Consider the following 19,030-nt stretch of genomic DNA (forward strand, 5'->3'; position numbering starts at 1 on the left):
CCTGACATGCGAGGCGACGAGCATGACTTTCGGCAACCGAGGCGTGACGGCGATAGGCTATTCTCGGCCGCAGACCCGACGTGTGCGGCCACGTCCGACCTCGCCGCGACACGACCGCGCAGGCGGCCACCATGCTCGACAGTCAGGGAAGCCACCGATGTCACCGTCCCCCTCCGAGGTTCTGGCCTCCGCCGAGGCGGCGGTTCCGGACGACCGCCGGCTCGCCGACCGACTCCGTGACGAAACCCTCTCCGACCGACCATGGTTCGAGCTGTTGCCATGGCTGTCGGAGTACCGGCACGGGCCCGGGATACTCGCCGACGACGAGATCGTCGTGAACGCCTGGATCCAGAACACCCCCGCCGACACCCTGACCGATGTCAACCTGGAACGCTTCTGCCACCGGCTCGCCGAGCGCTACGTCTCGGATCGGTCGTCGCGCCCACTCATTGACGATTTCCCCGAGGTGCAGGCCGGCCCGGAGCCGTTGCCACTGCCGCGATCGGCGCGGGAGGAACTCGGCGCGAGGGATGTCGACACGATCTCGGAACTCATGACCCGCTCGGTCGACGAACTCGCTCGGCTGCCCGGCATCGGTCCGGTCACGCTGGTCAATCTGATCGCTCGCCTCGTGGCGAGATCCGGCGTGGTGCGGGACGGGAAGCGCCCGGCGCAACAACAACAGTCGGCGTCGACCGGTCGAGCAGAGCTGCGTGATCTCGTCAGCTCACTCACCGAACGCGACCGACTCGTACTGTACGACCGCATCCTCGCCTCCCACCCCCGAACACAGTCGGAACTCGCAGGCATGCTGGGCAGCTCACGCGAGCGGGTGACCCAGATCGATCGCAACCTGCGGAATCGACTGTCAGCGCTACTGACCGAGATCCCCGGCCTGCACGCATTGGAAGGGGCGATGGTCGACCTCGCCGATCCCGTGATCGACGTCGAATCGTTGGTCGACGAGCTACCGGAGTCGGGGGCCACGGCTGACGCGCTCGGCGTGCCGATCTGGCGCCTCGTGGCCGCCGCCGCGCCTGCCCTGATGGCCGTCGACGATTGGATCATCCGTGGCACCCTGAAGGAGTCCACCACCGCGACTCACGCCTGCGTCGATGCCGAAGCGACCCCGGAGAAGACCGCACCGATCCGTGCGGTCGCCGACGGCCTCGGGCTCTCCGTCGACGCCACCCGACGCTGGTTACATCGCAGCGGGTACTCGTTTCTCGGTGACCACGCGATCTCGTCGACTTCCTCGACCGGAGATCTGGTCGCCGCCGTCCTGTCGATCGCACACAAGCCACAGACCTTCGACGAGATCGTCGCAGGACTCGGCGAGTTCGTCCGTGCGCCGTCGTCGGTGCGCAATGCGCTGGTCACCGACGAACGCGTCGTCAAGACAGACCGGAACAGTTACGGGCTCCGACGCTGGGGCATGGAGCAATACGTGCCCGTCCACGTCCAGATCGAACGGCTGCTCACCAAGGCGCGTGGCGAGCCCATCCCGCTCGCCATGGTGATCGATGAGATCACCGGAAACTACGACGTCACCGCGGCCAGCGTCCGGGCATACGCCAGTGCGGGCGATTTCGTGACCCGCGACGACATGGTGATGCGCCGCAAACGCCCGTATTCACCGCGGAAGTCACCCGCCCGGACCCGAGGCCTGTATCGCGATGGTGACACCGTCCACTGGTCGACGAGAGTGACCTCCGCCCACGTCAAGGGATCGGCCTTCAACCTGCCGTCTGCGCTCGCCGGCATCGTCGGCATCGCCCCGGGCAGGCCTCGACAACTCGAGACACGGCACGGTCCGCAGTCGTTCATGTGGGTGTCGGTCCAGGCGAGGTCGGGAACCATCAAGCGGTTCGTCACGGAACTCGGCCTCTCCGAAGGAGATCCGATCTTCCTCGATTTCACCCCGGATACGTTCGACGTCAGGGCTGCCGACCCCGGCCGCGGCTCACCGGCATCGCAGATCCTCGCCCGGTTGGGGCGCCGGCCGCGTGGCCGCGTCTCCCGGTCGCTCTTGCTGGACTCCCTCCGGGAATCCCTCTGGCTGCCGGATGACGCCGACCCCGGCACGATCGTCGCTGCGCTGCGCCAGCGCAAGGAGAACGACCTCGCCGAGCTCGTCGACTCGGCACTGCTCTGAGTTCTCAGCACACCGACAGCAGGGGCGCCTCGCAGGGCCTGCCGGGCCGATCGATCACCGGCACCATCTCGACGCCCTCGACCGCGACCAGCACTGCCTCGCTCTCGACACACGCGCACGCCCCCCGCGTTGCACAGGCGATGATCAGCAACATCGTCGGGCGCGTGTTCAGTGGTCCGCCGAGGCGGACTGACACGCCGGGCCAGAGATCGAGTCGCCGACCGATCCGCTCGGCCTCGACGAGTAGCAGAGCGGTCTTCTCCACGATTCCGGTACGCAGATCGGAGACCAGGCCTCCCCCGCCGGATCGGACGGAACTGCCGCAGCCGACCTCGACGAGTGCGAACTCGTCGGCCACCCGGAACACCGGAATCGACGACTCGTCGTGCACCAATTCGTCGATCACGTCTTCCAGGACGTCGTCGTGGGTCCGGTGGGTCAGCAGATAGTCGAGGTCGAGATCTCGTGCGATCCCCACGGAGTCCTCGTCGCAGAGATCGACCGGGATCACCACCGCGTCGATCGACACGAGGGCATGCCACGTGAGCACAAAGATCCAGCCCGATTGCACCCCCAGCCCGATCCGGCACCCCGAGGCAACCCCGCAGGCACGCAGGTCGGCACACAGGTATTCGACTGATTCCGCGAACATCTCGAAGTCGAGGGGGTCCCCGTCCACGGTCACCGCGGGAGTGAATCCGTACGAGTCCTGCGCCTCACTCAGCAAGGAGTGCGGTGTCAAAAGCTGCTTCACAATCATCCCCGTCGCGTTCACAACACCGAAGTGGTGTCCGTTTCGTCGATTCGCCCGGGTGCCCCCCTTCCCGCGGCGACTGTCGCTCGGCTTATTAGGCTATCTTTACCTAAGCTATGGACCTCGACGCAACCCGACAGGAGTTGTGCACATGGCGTCAACATACGACGTCCCGACCGACGGACGGTGGGCCGCGCGGCTCCCCCGCACAGCGGACATCCCCCCGATCACGGTGACCAATCGGTCGCACCCGTCCGCACATGTATTGCTCTGGCAGGTCTGCGGCCAGACGGCGTTCGACTTCGAAGAGCTGTCGGTCACGTTGCCGAGCGACCACGCCATCTGGGTGCCGGCAGGCACCCGACACACCTTCAGCATCAGTGCCAATTCGGTCGTGGTGCCGACGTTCTTCGATTCGTCGGTCACGTCATCACTGCGCTGCGCCGACGTCGTCGCCGTCGACTTCCATTTCCGCGCACTGGCACTCGCCCTCGTCGGTGCAGCACACGCACCCCACCTCGCCCCGGAAACCGTTCTTCGGCAACAACTTTTGTCATTGATCGAACAGGCCACGACCTCGGGGGCCATCGAGTTGGCCATGCCGTCGAGTGGGCCCGCCAGAGTCATGGCCGAGGCCATTCGCCGAAATCCGGCGGATAACCGTACGATCGCCGACTGGGCATCGGTCACCCACACATCGACCCGAACCATCGAGCGCGCGTTTCGACGCGAGACCGGTAATACCTTTCGGCAGTGGCGAACCCAGTGCCGGATGGAGACGGCCAAGGCACTCCTGCCGACGGTCCGATCGGTTGCCGCAGTGGCACATCGGGTCGGGTATCACAACCAGAGTTCCTTCGCCCGAGCCTTCCGCGCCCACACCGGAACGTCGCCCGTGGAGTTCGGTCAGTCACATTAGACTTTCCTAAGTCTTCCATATACGGTACTCATGCTTGCAGCGCGGTGCGCTCGGATCGCGGGGACAGTCACGATCCGGGCCGGTCGGGGTCTCACATCGCTCGGCGCCGCTGAGATGAGGAGGAGTGGATTGAGTAACAGACATAAGGCCTTTCGGGTAGCCGGCCTCACGACGGTGAGCGTGGGCGCTGCGGCGGCCGCCTTGGCGGCGGGTATCGGCTCGGCCGGTGCCGATGCCTTCGTCAAGCTTCCCGGGGGCACCGCCCACGGCGAGGGCCTGACGCTGACCCGTACCGGCGAGAGCGCACAGATCTCGCCGTCGATGGCGAGCAACCCCGCTTCGCGTACCGCTTGGGTGAGCGGAACCGTCACGGTGAAGGCACCGAACCTGAAGCCGAGCAAGGCGGGCCCGACCAACGGGGCCGAGGGTGAGTCGGAACTTCCCGGCACCAATGGCACCAGCACCAACGGGGCGGCGGCCACCTTGTCGACCGGCTACATCGTCGGCTGCCAGGTCGACATCAAGGGGCTGTCGGGCGGCCTGTCGGGGACACTGTCGGCGTCGCCGTCTGCCTCGGCCAGCCTGACGGTGCCGATCTCCGCCGGACAGGTCATCTTCGTGCAGCTGACCAAGAAGGACATCGAGAAGCCGGGCACGTACACCGTCGGCTATGACCGCGCCGGACTGAATCTGCAGAACTGCGGCGGCTACGCGCAGGCACGCGCCTTCAGCACCATCGAGACGACGGGCAAGCTGCACCAGAAGGTGAACCTGTACGGCAAGCCCTTCTCCATCGGATGACAGAGGTCGATATGAACAAGATTGTCGCCAAACGATTTCCCCGTAACGCGGTACGCGCAGGCGCAGTTGCCGTCGGCGTGCTCGCCGCGGTTCCCCTGGTCGGTCAGGGGATGGCACACGCCGACACCCAGGTCCGACTGCCGAACCAGACGGTCACCAAGAAGCTGGCCGACGGCACCGCACTGACGATCACCCGGACCAACGAGCGGGCACGCATCAACCCCTCGATGGGTGGCACGCCGCTGCATCGCAATGCCTGGGTCTCGGGCCGCTACGACGTCAAGGCGTCGGACAAGAAGGCCAAGCTGGGGATCGCCTCGGGCTACATCGTCGGGTGCCAGTTGACCCTCGGCGGTAACTCCACCACCAAGGGAACCGCCACGCCGGGCACCGGTGATTACGACGTGCCGATCAGCGCCACCGCCGAGACGGGCGCCTCGGTCACCCTCGGCCCCGGGCAGGCCGCGAACTACACCATCAACGACGTCGAGGGCAAAGACGACTTCGGCGCCGAGTCGCACGGCGCCGCCGTCACGTTCGCCGGCGGCTCGGGTGCGGTCGCGTACACAAACGAGACGATGATGATCAACGGCTGCGCCGGATACGCACAGGCACGGTCCTACGCGAAGGTGCAGGTCATGACCGACCACACCACTCAGGTCGTCTACCTCTACGGAAAGCCGTTCAGCCTGGGCTGATCGGGCAAGAACCTCTCTCACAGGGACCGGGGGCTCCGCGCAGTGCGCGGAGCCCCCGGTGTTCGTCCGGCCTTCTCCCCCATGCCATTCTGGTAGATGCGTTCTCGAGTTCGGGCGCACCGCCCCTATAGCCCAATTGGCAGAGGCAGCGGACTTAAAATCCGCCCAGTGTCGGTTCGAGTCCGACTGGGGGCACCACGTGGCTAGGCGGCACCTTCCGCAGAGCGCGGCTGCGGCCCCCGAACCGCCGCGCACAAACCGCCGTCGACGAGCAGATCGATCCCGTTGAGAAAGCTCGCCGCATCCGACAACACGAACGCCGCCACCGCGGCGACCTCATGGGCTTGCCCGAGCCGGGCGAGGGGCGTCTGCTCGGCCCACGCGGCCATCCGCGGATTGTCGGCGGCTTCCTGGCGCCCCTGCGGTGTGTCGATCAGCCCTGGGGAGATCGAACAGATGCGGCCGCCCGACGGTCCGAGTCGCACCGCTTCCTGCTGGGCGAAACGTTTGACGCCGAGCTTCGCCAGCGAATAGGCCACACCGGGATGCTCGACCATCGGGCCGAAGCTCTCGCGGATTCTGTCCAGGAAATGTTCGTGCAGTGGATCATCGAGCACGGCGGCGGTGGCCGTGTCGATCTCGACACCGCCGATGGTCGGAGCCATCGATGCGAAGCAGATCCACGCCGTGCCGACGGTCGCCAACGGGCGCAAGGCATCGGCCAGGGTCGCCGTGCCGACCAGGTCGACAGTGAAGATCCGTTGCCAGTCGGCCATGGTCGGTGAGATCCCGGCGACGTGCGCAACGGCCCGCAGGGTGCCCAGCTCACGGACGCGGGCAGCCAGTCGACCGAGACCCGCGACGTCGGTGATGTCGAGGACGACCGGCTCGACCACCGCCCCGCCGTCGGCCGACAGTTGCTCTGCGGCAGCAGTCACGGTGGCACCGTCGTAGTCCACCAGCACCAGCGTGTCCACCATCGTCGTGAGCCGCTTGGCGCACTCGAAACCCATACCACGGCCCGCGCCGGTGACGACGCCGACGGCGCTCATGAACGATCCGCCCAACACTGACGCAATGACGGTTCCGCGGCCCTCGTGACGAGCTCCATGCGAATGCCCTTGTCGCTACGCATGAATGCGAAGAACGGGCTTCCGTCGGGCGCTCTCCGGGTGGCTTCGGTCATGTATCCGAGCCGTTCGAGTTCGGCTGCGTCGGCACCCACATCGTCGGACCAGTAACCGACATGATGAATCCCGGAGCCTCCCACTGATTCCCAGAAGGTCCCCGGCACACTGCGGATGACCTCGAGCCGCGGCGTGGTGGTCGAGTAGGCGCACGTGATCTCGACCGTGGCAGACCCGCCCGCCAAGTCGACCTCGATCGGCGCTGCGATCTCGGGCCCCCACTCGTACCGCAGCAGCTCCGAGAGCTGCGATCGCGTCGTCTCCAGATCGTCGGTGACGATCCCGACGTGGAACATGTCCTCTGCCTTCACGGCCGACTCACGAACTTCAGAATGCTGTTCTGGATCACGAGAATGATATTCTCACGAGATCGGCAGAGGTGCAATCCTCACCATCGGCGAAGTCGGCCCACATGGTCTACTCGACTGATGACCCACGACCCGACGACCCTCGCCATGGCGGACGCGAATGCGGCCGCGCTCACCCTGGGCATCGCCATCTACGCGGCGGCCATCCTCATCGGGATCGGACTGGCGGTCAATGCGGTCACCCGCCACCGCAAGAATCGCGCGATCGCCGCAGCCGTCGTCGTGCTCGTGCTGGTGGTGGCAGGCGTGGTCGTCGCGGTGGCCAGCAGTATCGGCTAGACGCTGCGTCGATCGCGAAGCCGACCGTCACGTGACGCGGGTCGTCGTCGAATCTGGTGCATCAACGGGTCGTCGAGGCACGCCGCTCCGCGGCCGCTGCGTCGGTCAGGGCCGATCGTCGCCGGTCATCTGCTGCCGAGGAACGCGGCCCGTAGCGCTGCCGCCTGGAATCGGAAGAACTCTCGCGACACCGGCGCTGCCGGATTCACGAGGTCGAACCCGTGGAAGGCACCGGGAATCACCTCGAGCTCGCACGGGACACCGGCAGCGCGGAGCCGCTCGGCGTACTGGAGGTCCTCGTCATGGAAGAGGTCCATACCGCCGACGCCGATCCATGCCGGTGCCAGACCACTGAGATCGTCGCGTCGCGCCGGCGCGACGATCTCGGGATCGGCGCCGCCGAGGTAGCTGTCCCAGCCGAATCGGTTGGACTTCGCGTGCCACATCCGCAGGTCGTCCTCATCGACAGATGTGCGGACGGTTCGGTCGTCGAGCATCGGATAGACGAGCAACTGCAGGACGGGCGTGGCCCCGCCGCGGTCACGAATCCGCAGCGCCAACTGCGCAGCGAGTCCGCCGCCCGCGCTTGCCCCACCGATGGCGAACTGCCCGTCGGCGACGCCGTCGAGCTGATGCAGCACATCGAGCGCCTCGTGGCAGTCGTCGAGCGGCGCCGGGAACGGGTGCTCGGGCGCCAACCGGTAGTCGACGGACACCACCACGGCTCCGAGATCCCGACTGAACCGTCGGCACAGTTCGTCGTCTTGCTGCGCCTCCCCGATGACATACCCGCCGCCGTGGATCCAGAGCAACCCGGGGGCGTCCCCGGTCACCCCTGACGGCCGGAACACCCGGGCCTCACCACCGGAGGGAAGCGAACGGACCTCCACCTCGGCATCACGCTGCAGCCGGCCCATCCCCTTCTGCACCATCCGGATCAGCGGAAGGGTCCTCGGTCCGACGACCCCTCGGGGCAGGAACCGTGCCATCCGCTGCAGATCGGGATGGAAGTCCTGCACGTTTGCGGCCATCGTCGACGTTCCGTCCTGTTGTCGGTACCGGTGCGGTCCGCCAACTCTATAACCGGCAGAATCGGTTTCGATGCACACTGCCGAAAGTCCGGTGAAGCGGTTCGCACTGCCGGCCATCCTTGCCGTCCTGTTCGCGACGGGCTGGGGCGCCAATCATTTCGCCTCGATGATCCCGGTGCTGAAGTCCGACGAGGGGCTGGCGACCGCGGTCCTCGACGGCGCCTTCGGCATCTACGCGATCGGGCTCCTGCCAGGACTCTTCGGCGGCGGCTCGTTGTCCGACCGGGTCGGCCGGCGTCCGGTCGTGCTGACCGGTGCCGCGCTGGCCGGCATCGGAAACCTCATGATGATCGGCTGGCACGATCAGGCGGGTGTCCTGGTGGGTCGGCTCGTGGTCGGCCTCGGTGCCGGACTGACGATCAGCGCCGGCACCGCCTGGGCCGCCGACCTCCGCGGCAGGTCTGGCGCGACGCTGGCGGGCGCACTGCTCACCACCGGTTTCGCCATCGGTCCGGTGATCACGGGGCTCCTCGCCGAATTCGCGCCTCATCCCGCCGAACTCCCGTTTGCGCTCAGCGGGATCATCTCGCTCGTGATGGCGGCCGTCGGGTTCGTGCTCACGCCGACGACTCCCATCCGCCACGACCACCCGCTCACCGAGGTCGACGATGCCGACGGGCGGTCGGTCGCAGCGGCACTGTCCTGGTCGGTACCGATGGCGCTCTGGGTGTTCTCGTCGGTGACGGTCGCGGTGGTCGTGATGGCCCACCGCATCAGCGACCGGTACGACGGCCCGTGGGTGCCCGGCGTTGCCGCTGCCCTGAGTCTCGGATCCGGTGTGATCGTCCAGTTCGTGGTGCGCCGGCTCGGAGTCGGGCGGATGGCGGGAGTGGTCGGCGCCGCCCTGGCGGCCATCGGGTTCACGCTGTCGGCCGTGGCGGGTGGCCATCCGTCGATGGCGTTCTTCGTGGTGACCGCGGTGGTACTGGGTCTCGCCTACGGGCTGTGTCTACGCGACGGGCTCATGGATGTGGAGGCGTTCGCGCCCCGCCGCAGCCGTGGTGCCGTGACGGGGATCTTCTATGTGGCCTGCTATCTGGGCTTCGGACTGCCCGTGCTGCTGACCACGATCGAGCCGTCGGTCGGTATCGTCGCGCCGATGATCGTGCTCACGATCGTCGCGGCCGCCGCATCGGCGGCACGCGCAATCCGGCTGCAGCGCACCGCCTGACGATCCTCCTGCGCATCACGCGGGGCGAAACACCCTACCGATGTAGGCGGCGTGCGCGGTTCTGGTCGCGACGATCCCCCACGCGATCACCAGCACCACGTAGAGCGCGTCGGCGAGCCCCCGGATCGGGGCCGAACCCAGCGCGATTCCCAACGCGCTCATACCCGTCACGCAGGTCCCCACCGGGAACGTGAAGCTCCACCAGGTGAGCGCGAACGGCATGCCCTGGCGTACGGTGCGCACGGTGATCGCCGTCGCAAGGGCGAACATCGCCGCTCCGAACCCCCCCATCGCCAGGCCGTAGATGATCCCGAAGATCTTGAGTCCCAGTGCTATCGATGCCATCGAGCCGGCAAAGACCAGGCCGGCCTGGGCGCCGAGGAGATTCGCGGCCGTGATGGACTGCCCGATCATGCCCAGCGTGATCCAGATCGTCGGCGCCGACTGGGCCACCGGCACCCCACCGTGGACAAGCCGCGAATAGATCATCGTCATGGTCATCATGCCCAGGATCAGACTCAGGCCGAACAACGCGTAGCACGACGACAGCATGGCAAGTCTCGCTTGCCCTTCCGGCACATGAGACACCAACGCGGCGCCGGTCGACGCGGACACCATCGGCGGCACCACCGGCATCAGCCAGGCCGGGAGTGCACGCACCTCGTGCTGCCGCGTACGGGTCATCATGGTGAACGGAACCCAGACGCTCGTCGCAACACCGAGCACCGTCCCGAGCGCCCAGAGGACCGCGCCCAGGCCGACGGCGACCGTCGATCCCAGCAGCGGTGCACCGAGATGCACGGCCCCGGCACCGACGGTGAGAACGGCCATCGGCACGGCGCCGTAGAACTGCGACATCACCGGATCGCCCGCATAGTGTCGCGCGGCGTGCGGATGCCGGGCCCAGTGCAGGACGAACCCCGTGGAGATCGCGATCAGCAACACCGCGGCCATGATCCAGATCATCGTGGCGTACGCGGTCAGGAGTCCCGACTGCAGGGGCAGCGAGACCGCCGCGTTGGCCACGATGCCGGTGCCCATCACGGCGGCGAACCAGTTGGGTGTGAGGTGTTCGAACACCTGGCCGGGGCGCTCGAGCTCGCCGAGGAACCGTCGGTCGACAAGTGCTGTGGAGGTCATGGATCAACCCTCGCCGAGCGCGTCCTGCGCCGGTAGACGCCCGCGCCTTGTGTGCCCACAATCAGTGGTTGTGAGCGCGCAGATGTGGCCTAGCTGTCGACCGACATCTCCCCGAGCTCCGACCACGTCTCCTGATCGATGGTGGCGTTGACGATGTCCGGCGTCCGCGTGAGGTATTTCGGCAGCTCCGCGGTCGCGGTGCGGAAATGCTCGCTGGTGACGTGGGCCTCGGCGGCGTCGTCGTCGAAGGCCTCGACGAGGACGTAGGTGGACGGGTCGTCGAGGCTGCGTGACCATTCGAACCATTTGTTACCGGCTTCGGCCCGGGTGGCCTGCGTGAACGCCTGAACGAGATCAGGCCATTGTTCGACGTATTCGGGCTTCACGGACCATTTCGCGACGATGAAGATCATGATCCGACCCTACTGACCAGGTGGTGTCGCAACGTCTCAGATCGAGACGGAAATCTGACAACGAACGTTTCCTCAAAGCCTGCCCCGGCACTCTGCAGGCAGGCATAGTGTGGTGTCGACAACACCCCGCGGATATGGAGGATCACCATGCGCGAAATCACCAAGTTCTACATCGACGGCCAGTGGGTCGAGCCCACGGAGCTCAATCTGATCGACGTGATCAATCCCGCGACCGAGAAGGCCGCCGGCCACGTCGCACTCGGTACGGCTGCCGATGTCGACACGGCGGTGCAGGCGGCTCGTAAGGCATTCACCACCTGGAGCCAGACCAGCGTCGACGAGCGCGTCGGAATCCTCAACGCGGTGGTCGCCGAGTACCAGAAGCGGATGCCCGAACTCGCTGCAGCGGTGACCGAGGAGATGGGCGCGCCGAACGGGTTGGCCAACAACGTCCAGGTCCCCATCGGGCTCGCCCACCTGATGACCGCCGCGGCGCAGCTGCCGACGTTCAGCTTCTCCGAAGACCGCGGGTCGTCGCGGATCGTGAAGGAGCCGATCGGTGTCTGCGGTTTCATCACCCCGTGGAACTGGCCGCTGAACCAGGTCATGGTGAAAGTTGCCCCGGCACTCGCGACCGGCTGCACGATGGTGCTCAAGCCGTCCGAGGTGGCTCCGTTCAGCGCCGCCATCGTGGCCGAGATCTTCGATGCGGCAGGCGTTCCCGCGGGAGTGTTCAACCTCGTCAACGGCGACGGCCCGGGCGTCGGCACAGCCCTGGCGTCCCACCCCGGCATCGACATGGTGTCGTTCACCGGCAGCACCCGCGCCGGCATCGAGGTCGCCAAGAATGCTGCGCCGACCGTGAAGCGTGTTGCGCAGGAACTCGGCGGCAAGAGCCCCAACATCATCCTCGACGACGAGGACTTCGCGACCAATGTCAGCGGCGGGGTGGCCGCGATGATGATGAACTCCGGACAGTCCTGCAATGCACCCACCCGCATGCTGGTCCCGAAGTCGCGGATGGCCGAGGCGGCCGAGGCAGCGAAGTCCGTGCAGTCGACTCTGACCGTCGGTGATCCGAGCACGGACGTCCGTATGGGTCCTGTGGTGTCCGAGCCGCAGTTCGAGAAGGTCCAGGGGCTCATCGAACGCGGAATCGAGGAGGGCGCCGACGTCGTGTTCGGTGGCCCGGGACGTCCCGACGATCTGCCAACCGGGTACTACGTCCGGCCAACCGTATTCGCCGACGTCACCAACGACATGGACATCGCCCGCACCGAGATCTTCGGCCCGGTGCTGGTGATGATCGGTTACGACTCGATCGACAACGCCATCGAGATCGCCAACGACACCGAATACGGCCTCGCCGGCTATGTGTCGGGCAAGGACGTCGACGAGGTCCGCAAGGTCGGTTCCCGCATCCGCGCGGGGTCGATCTCACTCAACGGCGCGCAGCTCGACCCGTCGGCACCGTTCGGTGGGTACAAGCAGAGCGGCAACGGTCGCGAGTGGGGCGACTACGCCTTCGACGAGTTCCTGGAGGTCAAGTCGCTCCTGGGTTACGACGCCTGAGCTGAGTTCCGGCGAACACCTGCCCGCCGATCGGTGGGCAGGTCCACCCGCCAACCAGCAGGCAGGCCCACCCGCCGACCAATGGGCAGGGCCACCCGCCGACCAGCAGGCAGGTCCACTCGCCGATCGAGTAGGCACCGAGCGAAGCGAGGCGCCGTATCGAGATCACCGACTCCCCACACAGATCTCGATACGCGACTCACTCCGTTCGCCGCTACTCGACCGGCGGGTTGATCGGCTCGGCCGGTGACCAGCAGGCACGTCCACCCGCCAACCAGCAGGCACGTCCACCCGCCAACCAGCAGGCAGGTCCACCCGCCGATCGAGTAGGCACCGAGCGAAGCGAGGCGCCGTATCGAGATCACCGACTCCCCACACAGATCTCGATACGCGACTCACTTCGTTCGCCGCTACTCGACCGGCGGATTGATCGGCTCGGCCGGTGACCAGCAGGCACGTCCACCCGCCAACCAGCAGGCAGGTCCACCCGCCGATCGAGTAGGCACCGAGCGAAGCGAGGCGCCGTATCGAGATCACCGACTCCCCACACAGATCTCGATACGCGACTCACTTCGTTCGCCGCTACTCGACCGGCGGGTTGATCGGCTCGGCCGGTGACCACGCCCCGTGCAGACCGGCCGGTACCCGGATCGGCATCCGGACGGTCGCGAGCGGGCCCGCACTGGGATCGTCGGCGGCCAGCACGTAGAAGTACGAGGCCATGTCTGCCGGGTCGGTGCCGAACGCACCCCAGTAATCGTGGTGCGCGCCCGGCATGTAGATCGGTTCGCCGATGGCGACACCTGGGCGCCAACAGGTCTCGGTTCCGGCACGGAGATCGTGGAACCAGAGGCTGTCGCGGTCTCCGGTGTCGTTCCCGCTCTTGCCCACGGTCGCAACGCGTGGATGCGACCGCGTGAGCAGGCGGTCGTCGACACGCGGGAACTCCACATCGGCACTCTCGCCGAGAACGGTGCGAGCGATCGTTCCCCGGGCCGGGTCGAGAACCGCGCGCACCAGCGCCGACGACGCCGGCTGCGGCATGTGCGCGAACGCCCCCGGATAGGTCCATTCCACGTAGTCGACGGTCACGGTGCCGTCGCCCGGTGCATCATCAGCACCGTTGTCGAAGGCATTGGCGAAGTGCCACACCCACATCGGCTCGGAGTCGACCCAGCGGATCGGGCCGCCGTCACGCGGTATCAGCGCGATGCGGGTGCCGGACTCGGGATGCCATTGCAGCAACGACCCGCCGCTGAGCATCGCGGTGATGTCGAAGACGAGCGGGCACAGGAACAGCACGATGTAGCGCGCGGTCAGGGCCATGTCGTGGATCATCAATGGCCGGTCGACACCCTCCACCGGGGTCGGTGGCCGGCGTGTCCGGCCGTCCGGTCCGATCACCGCCCACGTGAGGTACGGCGCCTCCAGGACATAGTTGAACAACACGAGTTCCCCCGTGGATGGGTCGATCTTCGGGTGCGCCGTGCTGCCGACCGCCATGGCACCGTCGCAACTGTCGCGGGCGATCGTCCCCAGGTCGGCGGGATCGAGACGATACGGCTGGTCGGCCTCTGCCATGGCGAGCAGTCGGCCGGCATGCTCGACGATGTTGATGTCGGGCAACTGCCGGAACGTCCCGGCGAGATCGGGACCGACCTCGTCGGCCGACGGCGTGTACCCGTCGGTGAGACCCGACCAGATCGCATGCCCGGCCGCCTCCTCGGCGACCACCATCGGCGTCCGGACGAACCGGTTCCGGTAATGGGCTGCGCCGCCGCCGATCTCGAGTCGGTGCACCATCGCGTCTCCGTCGAGCGGATAGACATACGACCCGATCGGATCGAATCGTGGATTGGGCCCGTTCCGGAGATAGCTGCCGTGCAGATCGTCGGGGATCGTGCCGATCACCTCGAGATCGTCGACGTCGACCTCTGTGCGTTGTGGCGCGAACACTCCCGAGAGATGGGCGTGGTGTGCCATGTCGACCGGCGCGGGCCGGGCGGGGGTCGGTGACGTGGTGGTCATGGGGTCGCCTCTCGGACACTTCTGCGCAGGAGGGCTCGTCCCGCGCCGTCTTCTCAGGATGCGCCCTTCCCGACCGGCAGGCATGCGTTATGCGACGGATTTCTCCGTGGCATCACCTTGCCGATCGGCCGCGTCAGCAGCCGCCGGTCGGGCGTCCCGCGAAGCGCTCGTTCAGGAAGACCGCGGCGTCGCGCTCGAACGGGATGAAGGCAGTGCTGTGCGAATCACCCCGGTAGAGATGGAATTGCGCCGGGACGTTGCGCGCACAGTAGCGACGGGCGAGGTCGGCGACGTCGGCGGCGACCATCACTCCGTCGCCGACCGAGTCCTTCTTCCCGACACCGAGCATCATCGGCGCCGCGGGTGTGCCTGCCGCGCCCATCACGTTGCGTGCGATGGCTGCGCGCACAGACGGGACCTGCAGGAACCCCCGATACGGCGACCGCACCATCTGAGCGTCGGTGAGCCCGGGATAGTCGCCGGCGAAGTCGATGATGCACTCGTCGCTGACCGTGTTCACCAGGCGGAGTCCGTACGGCGACAGGAACGACGAGACGTCCAGTCCGTAGGCGCGCTGATAGGCGACGACGAGCGCGGGCATGACGCCGGCCCAGTCCTTGCTGCCGCTGATATACGGCAGGTTGTGGGCGAGGTTCACCGGCACACCGCCGGCCGCGGCACCCACGATCGCCAATTCGGGGGCATAGGTCGGGGCGAGCTCGGCCCCGAAACCGGTGGGCACCGATCCCCCTGAGTAGCCGACCATGCCGACCGGCGTCGACGGTGGCAGTCTCAGCACCTTCTCCGCCGCGCGAATCCCATCGAGGGCGAGATGGCCGGACTGTCGCCCGATCGTCCATTCTTGTTGCTGCCCCTCGTAATCCGGCACACTGAGGGTGTAACCGGCCGCGAGATAGCCGCCGATCGCGATCTCCTCGAACTGCCCCGCCCGACTGGGCTTGTTGCCCTGCAGTGTGTATGAGGGATCGCACTGGGGCCCGAGCGCGTCGTAGGCCATGTGGAACGAGACGATCCGGCCGTTCGCCGTGGCGGGTCGGAGCACCGTGGTGACACCCGCGATCGGCGCGCCACTGTCGTCGTTGCTGCGGTAGAGCACCTGCGTCGACGTCACGGGTACGGTCACACCGGACATGACGAACTCGACCGGCCGGGTCCGCAGGACCGAGCCTGCCCGGTGAGAAGTCAGATCCGGACCCGCCCGATAAAAGGGATCCGCGGACGGCAGAGGCGTCGCGTGCACCGGGCCCGGCGCCGACAACAATCCGAGAGCGACCACGAATACCGAGCCGAGCACCATCAACAACCGTGTCATGGGGATCTCCGATCGGGCGAGCGGCGCCTCACGCAGTGAACATCCCACAGAACGACCCGCGGCGCGCGCGGAACCGGTCAGGCGTCAGAACCCGACACCCGCGATCGTCCCACCTCACAGCGATTTCACAGCGAAGCGCGCAGCCTCACGCGTGTAACGCCGACCCGCCGTGCGACGACACATCAGTCATCACGGAAGCCCTCCGCGTCGGAGGTCCGTGCGTCGGGGGACATCGCTCAAATCTTGTGTCAGGAGTCTCATGCCCATCCCTCCGGAATCCCTGGATCCGAATCTGGTCGCCGAAGGCTGGCAGTCCTCGCCCACCACCGCGACGACCGCCCGTCCGCATCGTCGCCGTCGCCGTCGGCTCGCGGGCATCGCCGTCGTCGTCGCGGTGAGCCTCGGTCTGTTCGGCATCAGCTCGCTGATCTCCGGCGGCAACAAGGCATCGGCCCTCACCGGTCACCCTGAGATCCTCCGCGAGGGCTGTACCTGGGACAAGTCCGGCAACTACGTCCAGAACTGCAAAGTCTGGTCGGCGTCGCAGAACAAGTTCGTGATCGTCCAGATCCGCGCGTCGAGTGGCAGCGACAACGGGATTTATCTGCTCGACGGCATGCGCGCGAGCGAGGAGCGGTCGGCCTGGACCACCGATGTGCAGGCGGCCAAGGTCTACGACGGGGCGAGCGACACCACCCTGGTCATGCCCGTCGGCGGCGCGTCGTCGTTCTACACCGACTGGGACGCGGGCGCCGGTGACCAGAACACCACCATCAAAGAAGAGACCTTCCTGACCGACGAACTCCCCGACTACCTGGCGGAGAACTTCGGCGTGAGCAAGAGCAACAACGCGATCATCGGCCTGTCGATGTCGGGCGGTCCGGCCGTCACCCTCGCCGAGCGGCATCCCGAGCAGTTCAAGGTGGTGCAGGCGATGTCCGGTTACTACCAGACCGACAACCCGATCGGCGCGCTCGGTGTGTTCGGTTCGCAGACGTTGGTGTCGAACTACACCAACGGCATCGTCAACATGTGGGGCGCACCCGGAAGTCAGCGGTGGACCGACAACGATCCGTCGAAGAACGTGAGCAAGCTCAAGGAGAACGGCCAGACCCTGATCATCTCCTCGGGCAACGGCTTCCTCACCGCGAGTGAGATGGCAAAGCTGTCGCAGCAGGACCAGATCAGTGCGATGGCGCTGGAGATCCTGTCGGCCTTCTCCACGGTGCTGATGCAGTTGCAGGCGGCACAGACCGGGGCGTCGGTCATCTCTCTGCCGAACTACGGCGGACACACCTGGGAGAACTGGGGTCGGGGGCTCGCCGACGGCAAGGATCACGTCCTCGAAGCACTGCGCAGCACGCCGCCGGTCACCGACAAGGTGCAGCTCGTCAGCGCGTCAGGAAGCCCTGAACCCGAGGGCACAGCGAAAGCCACCCAGGCGGCACTGGTCGCCGCGAAGGCCTCACCGACGCTGAACCCCGAGGTCCTCGCGGCCACCACCGAGGCATCGGAGTCGTCGGCCGCGAGTTCGGCCGAGTCGCCGACCGCGACTGCCGGGGCAGGTTCTTCGGAGGCGCCTGCGACCAGCGGCGACGCATCGGACGCGACCGCGGGCACCCCCGGCAGCACCGAGGTCGGGACCACGGTCCCCGCCCCGCCTGCCGACACCGCCGACACGAATGCCGGCGCGAGCTCGGCCACGGAGTCGCAGGCGCCCGCGAGCTCGCAGGAGTCGGTCGCACCTTCGGCGACGACACCGACCACCACCCCGGCGGCCTGACGGCAACCGGCAGGCCGTCGGCGCGATGCAGTCGTCGGATCCGTGAATCAGGGCTCGGGCGTGTGATCGGCCAACCAGCCGAGCACGTCCGAGATCACCTGATCGCGCTCCGGCTCGTTGAAGATCTCGTGGTAGAGACCGTCGTAGATCGTGAGCGTCTTGTCCGATGATGCGGCGAGCCGATCCACCATCTCACTGCCCGCGGGACTGGTGAGAGCGTCGGCGCCGCCGTGCAGGACGAGCAGCGGGATGTGTAGACCCGACAGCCGTCGTGGGAACGACCCCATGGTGGCCAGCATCGCGCCGCCGAGGGCCGCCGGGATCTTGTCCCGCGTCACCAGCGGATCGGTGTCGTAGGTGGCGACCACCTGCGGGTCTCGCGAGATACTCGCGGAATCCAATGCGGTGGTGGGCAATCCGGGTGCCACTCGCGCGAGCAACGGTGCCAGTTTGACCGCGACCGGCGACAGATCGTCGCCCGGCACCACGGCGGCACCGGAGAGCACCAGGCCGTCCAGTCGGTCCTGATGGTCCAGCGCGAAGTCCAGAGCGATGCAGCCACCCATGCTGTGCCCGATCAGGAAGGTCGGCAGATCGCCTGTCGCCACCTGATCCAGCACCGCGCCGAGATCGTCGGTGTAGTCAGAGAACCGTTGGACACGAAGACGTTTGCCACCCGAACGCCCATGACCCAGGTGATCGGGCACGGCAGTCAGGTAGCCCGCACCGACGAGCCGCTCCACGACGTGGCGGTAACGGCGGCCGTGTTCACCGAGTCCGTGGGCGATCACGACTGTCCCCCGGGGAGCACCCTCGGTGCGACTCACGTCGTAGGTGATGGTCTCGCCGTGCCTGCCCCGGAACGAGCGTTCCTCCACTGTCATGTCGGTCATTGTGGTCACACCCCGTTCAGCTGAGAAGCCCCAGTCGCGAGGCCACGCCGCGCCCTGCCGATTCCAGTGCGGCGAGTGGTCGCATCGCCGCCTCACCGATCCCGACCAGGATCTCCACCCGTCCGACGACCCGTTCGAGCCGGTCGACCACATCGACCATCGCGACAACGGTCGAATCCACCTGGTCGAGCGTGCCGGTGAGTCGCGACATGGTGACGCCGAGATTGTCGATGGCCCCGTCGAGCCCACTGATCGTCTTGTTCATGTCGACCAGCACATCTCCGAGGTCGGTCAGGATCGCCTCGACCTGGTCCACCGTCACATCCGCGTTCAGCGCGGCCTGGGCTAGCTTCTTGAATCGCTGCCGTTCGGCAGGTCGGGCGTCGTCCTCGGAGCCACGATTCCCACCACCGGTTTCGGCCATGACCCGATTATTCATGGTCGA

18 protein-coding genes and 1 tRNA gene are annotated in these 19,030 nt (G+C 66.9%); 9 read left to right on the forward strand and 10 right to left on the reverse strand.

The window, feature by feature from the left end:
• Nucleotides 1–157 precede the first annotated feature (157 nt).
• Nucleotides 158–2,155 (forward strand): sigma factor-like helix-turn-helix DNA-binding protein, encoded by a 1,998-nt coding sequence (locus IDF66_RS16055; protein ID WP_190267716.1) that lies wholly within the window; start codon nucleotides 158–160, stop codon nucleotides 2,153–2,155.
• Nucleotides 2,156–2,159: 4 nt separating this feature from the next.
• Here the strand turns inward: IDF66_RS16055 and IDF66_RS16060 are convergent, their stop codons facing one another.
• On the reverse strand, nucleotides 2,160–2,909 hold the full coding sequence (locus IDF66_RS16060) for a hypothetical protein (protein ID WP_190267717.1): 750 nt from the start codon (nucleotides 2,907–2,909) through the stop codon (nucleotides 2,160–2,162).
• A 151-nt stretch (nucleotides 2,910–3,060) separates the two neighbouring features.
• Between IDF66_RS16060 and IDF66_RS16065 the strand changes: the two genes are divergently transcribed.
• The 4 genes from IDF66_RS16065 to IDF66_RS16080 all read left to right on the forward strand — a co-directional run bounded on the left by IDF66_RS16065 (nucleotide 3,061) and on the right by IDF66_RS16080 (nucleotide 5,525).
• Nucleotides 3,061–3,828: a helix-turn-helix domain-containing protein gene (locus IDF66_RS16065; protein WP_190267718.1), complete on the forward strand. Its 768-nt coding sequence runs from the start codon at nucleotides 3,061–3,063 to the stop codon at nucleotides 3,826–3,828.
• Nucleotides 3,829–3,957: 129 nt separating this feature from the next.
• The gene (locus IDF66_RS16070; RefSeq protein WP_223309709.1) at nucleotides 3,958–4,629 is read left to right on the forward strand and encodes an MspA family porin; all 672 of its coding nucleotides are present in this window, start codon (nucleotides 3,958–3,960) and stop codon (nucleotides 4,627–4,629) included.
• An 11-nt stretch (nucleotides 4,630–4,640) separates the two neighbouring features.
• Nucleotides 4,641–5,327: an MspA family porin gene (locus IDF66_RS16075; protein WP_190267720.1), complete on the forward strand. Its 687-nt coding sequence runs from the start codon at nucleotides 4,641–4,643 to the stop codon at nucleotides 5,325–5,327.
• Nucleotides 5,328–5,448: 121 nt separating this feature from the next.
• Nucleotides 5,449–5,525: transfer RNA gene (locus tag IDF66_RS16080), tRNA-Leu, on the forward strand.
• Between the two features lie 5 nt (nucleotides 5,526–5,530).
• Here the strand turns inward: IDF66_RS16080 and IDF66_RS16085 are convergent.
• The gene (locus IDF66_RS16085; RefSeq protein WP_190267721.1) at nucleotides 5,531–6,379 is read right to left on the reverse strand and encodes an SDR family oxidoreductase; all 849 of its coding nucleotides are present in this window, start codon (nucleotides 6,377–6,379) and stop codon (nucleotides 5,531–5,533) included.
• Nucleotides 6,376–6,825 carry a VOC family protein gene (locus tag IDF66_RS16090; RefSeq protein WP_190267722.1) on the reverse strand — a complete coding sequence of 150 codons (450 nt, stop codon included), beginning with the start codon at nucleotides 6,823–6,825 and terminating at the stop codon, nucleotides 6,376–6,378. The genes IDF66_RS16085 and IDF66_RS16090 overlap by 4 nt, the downstream gene beginning before the upstream one ends.
• A gap of 117 nt (nucleotides 6,826–6,942) precedes the next feature.
• Between IDF66_RS16090 and IDF66_RS16095 the strand changes: the two genes are divergently transcribed.
• Nucleotides 6,943–7,161: a hypothetical protein gene (locus IDF66_RS16095; protein ID WP_190267723.1), complete on the forward strand. Its 219-nt coding sequence runs from the start codon at nucleotides 6,943–6,945 to the stop codon at nucleotides 7,159–7,161.
• Nucleotides 7,162–7,286: 125 nt separating this feature from the next.
• Here the strand turns inward: IDF66_RS16095 and IDF66_RS16100 are convergent, their stop codons facing one another.
• The gene (locus tag IDF66_RS16100) at nucleotides 7,287–8,192 is read right to left on the reverse strand and encodes an alpha/beta hydrolase (protein WP_190267724.1); all 906 of its coding nucleotides are present in this window, start codon (nucleotides 8,190–8,192) and stop codon (nucleotides 7,287–7,289) included.
• Nucleotides 8,193–8,262: 70 nt separating this feature from the next.
• Between IDF66_RS16100 and IDF66_RS16105 the strand changes: the two genes are divergently transcribed.
• Complete coding sequence (locus IDF66_RS16105; RefSeq protein ID WP_190267725.1) at nucleotides 8,263–9,423, forward strand: MFS transporter; 1,161 nt, start codon at nucleotides 8,263–8,265, stop codon at nucleotides 9,421–9,423.
• A gap of 15 nt (nucleotides 9,424–9,438) precedes the next feature.
• Here the strand turns inward: IDF66_RS16105 and IDF66_RS16110 are convergent, their stop codons facing one another.
• Nucleotides 9,439–10,563, reverse strand: a complete 1,125-nt coding sequence (locus IDF66_RS16110) for a TDT family transporter (protein WP_190267726.1) — start codon at nucleotides 10,561–10,563, stop codon at nucleotides 9,439–9,441.
• A gap of 89 nt (nucleotides 10,564–10,652) precedes the next feature.
• Nucleotides 10,653–10,976, reverse strand: a complete 324-nt coding sequence (locus IDF66_RS16115; RefSeq protein ID WP_190267727.1) for a putative quinol monooxygenase — start codon at nucleotides 10,974–10,976, stop codon at nucleotides 10,653–10,655.
• A 147-nt stretch (nucleotides 10,977–11,123) separates the two neighbouring features.
• On the opposite strand from IDF66_RS16115, the gene IDF66_RS16120 reads away from it, so the two are divergent.
• Entirely contained in the window at nucleotides 11,124–12,548 is a 1,425-nt protein-coding gene (locus tag IDF66_RS16120) for an aldehyde dehydrogenase family protein (RefSeq protein ID WP_164306929.1), read from the forward strand.
• 582 nt (nucleotides 12,549–13,130) lie between these two features.
• Here the strand turns inward: IDF66_RS16120 and IDF66_RS16125 are convergent.
• Together IDF66_RS16125 and IDF66_RS16130 are read right to left on the reverse strand one after the other, a co-directional pair.
• Entirely contained in the window at nucleotides 13,131–14,576 is a 1,446-nt protein-coding gene (locus IDF66_RS16125; protein WP_190267728.1) for a carotenoid oxygenase family protein, read from the reverse strand.
• Nucleotides 14,577–14,709: 133 nt separating this feature from the next.
• Nucleotides 14,710–15,909 carry a lipase family protein gene (locus IDF66_RS16130; RefSeq protein ID WP_190267729.1) on the reverse strand — a complete coding sequence of 400 codons (1,200 nt, stop codon included), beginning with the start codon at nucleotides 15,907–15,909 and terminating at the stop codon, nucleotides 14,710–14,712.
• A gap of 259 nt (nucleotides 15,910–16,168) precedes the next feature.
• On the opposite strand from IDF66_RS16130, the gene IDF66_RS16135 reads away from it, so the two are divergent.
• A complete protein-coding gene (locus IDF66_RS16135; protein WP_190267730.1) occupies nucleotides 16,169–17,692 on the forward strand; it encodes an alpha/beta hydrolase in 1,524 nt (507 codons plus the stop codon).
• Nucleotides 17,693–17,739: 47 nt separating this feature from the next.
• Here the strand turns inward: IDF66_RS16135 and IDF66_RS16140 are convergent, their stop codons facing one another.
• Nucleotides 17,740–18,576, reverse strand: a complete 837-nt coding sequence (locus IDF66_RS16140) for an alpha/beta hydrolase (RefSeq protein WP_190268037.1) — start codon at nucleotides 18,574–18,576, stop codon at nucleotides 17,740–17,742.
• 25 nt (nucleotides 18,577–18,601) lie between these two features.
• Nucleotides 18,602–19,009 carry a hypothetical protein gene (locus IDF66_RS16145; RefSeq protein ID WP_190267731.1) on the reverse strand — a complete coding sequence of 136 codons (408 nt, stop codon included), beginning with the start codon at nucleotides 19,007–19,009 and terminating at the stop codon, nucleotides 18,602–18,604.
• Between the last annotated feature and the right edge of the window lie 21 nt (nucleotides 19,010–19,030).

It is taken from the genome of Gordonia hankookensis, assembly GCF_014673215.1.
In the GTDB taxonomy this organism is placed as follows: domain Bacteria; phylum Actinomycetota; class Actinomycetes; order Mycobacteriales; family Mycobacteriaceae; genus Gordonia; species Gordonia hankookensis.